Source organism: Vibrio makurazakiensis, assembly GCF_050337375.1.
Classification (GTDB): domain Bacteria; phylum Pseudomonadota; class Gammaproteobacteria; order Enterobacterales; family Vibrionaceae; genus Vibrio; species Vibrio makurazakiensis.
This window is the reverse complement of sequence record NZ_JAKJSW010000442.1, coordinates 1-1,269: the sequence shown is the minus strand read 5'-3', so window position 1 is coordinate 1,269 and position 1,269 is coordinate 1. Positions and strand designations below refer to the sequence as shown.

1 protein-coding gene and 1 pseudogene are annotated in these 1,269 nt (G+C 42.7%); both read right to left on the bottom strand.

Annotated features, from left to right (window positions below; all coding sequences use genetic code 11):
* Window positions 1–88 (bottom strand): annotated as a pseudogene (locus L4C33_RS22310) (glutathione S-transferase); the annotation flags it as partial.
* A gap of 9 nt (window positions 89–97) precedes the next feature.
* Window positions 98–1,129 (bottom strand): NADP-dependent oxidoreductase, encoded by a 1,032-nt coding sequence (locus tag L4C33_RS22305; protein ID WP_428814563.1) that lies wholly within the window; start codon window positions 1,127–1,129, stop codon window positions 98–100.
* Window positions 1,130–1,269 lie beyond the last annotated feature (140 nt).

The window sequence follows — 1,269 nt, the reverse complement described above, 5'->3', positions numbered from 1 at the left end:
GCTTTACCTGATACTCAAGCTCTAATTCTTCAAGTAACCAGATAATACGCTTAGATCTTGATTTGTTTAGGTGGTGTAAAGTAATCATTTTGCAGCCTTATTTTTCTTGATTGGTCTTAATAACTAGCTTGCCAAAGTTTTTACCTTCAAGCAGACCGATGAAAGATTCAGGAGCATTGTCTAAACCATCTACAAGGTGTTCGCGGTACTTAATTTTTCCTTCAGACAGCCATTGAGTCATTTGTTGTGCAAACTCTGGATAACGGTGTGCATAGTCATCAAAAATAATGAAGCCCTGCATTTTGATACGTTTGATCAATAAAGTCGCGACTAAGCTCGACATACGATCTGGCCCTGAAGGTAAAGAGGTTGCGTTGTACTGAGAAATCAGCCCACACACAGGAATACGAGCGCCAGTATTAAGCAGAGGCATTACAGCATCAAATACCTTTCCACCAACATTTTCGAAGTAAACATCAATTCCGTTATCACACACAGCTGCCAGTTGTTCTGCGAAGTCGTCGGCTTTATGGTCTATACATTCATCAAAGCCCAGTYCTTCTTTTGCATAGCGGCATTTTTCCTCACCGCCTGCAACACCGATAACTCGACAACCTTTCAGCTTACCAATTTGCCCAACAGTTGCCCCTACAGCTCCTGTTGCAGCAGCAACGACAAGCGTGTCGCCAGCTTTTGGTTGACCAATATCTAATAGCCCCATGTAAGCAGTGAAGCCAGGCATGCCCATGATCCCGAGAGCATATGATGGGTGACTTGGATTTTGACCTAATTTAATGAGTCCTTCACCGTTAGACACACCGTAATCTTGCCAACCGGTGTAGGCGAGTACCCATTCGCCTACTGGAAAATCAGAATTGTTAGATTCTGTTACCTGACAGACAGTTGCTCCGACCATCACATCGTTGATTGATACTGGATCAGCGTAAGACTTTGCATCACTCATGCGGCCACGCATATAAGGGTCGAGTGAAAGATAAACACTACGCAGTAACATTTCACCATCTTTGATAGTTGGAATGTTAACTTGTTCTAAGCGGAAGTTAGTATCTACAGGTGCACCTACAGGGCGAGATGCCAGTACGATGCGACGGTTTTGTTGTTCTGTCATTGGATGTTCCTAATTGTAATTAGACCGGTCGTCTACTTTTTATTTCTAAAAAACGCCAAGTTTGTTTGTAGAGTACAAATCATAGTTGGCGTTTAGTGTATTACTAATGTCTTACGAGCTTAACATTGACTCTGTTGTTG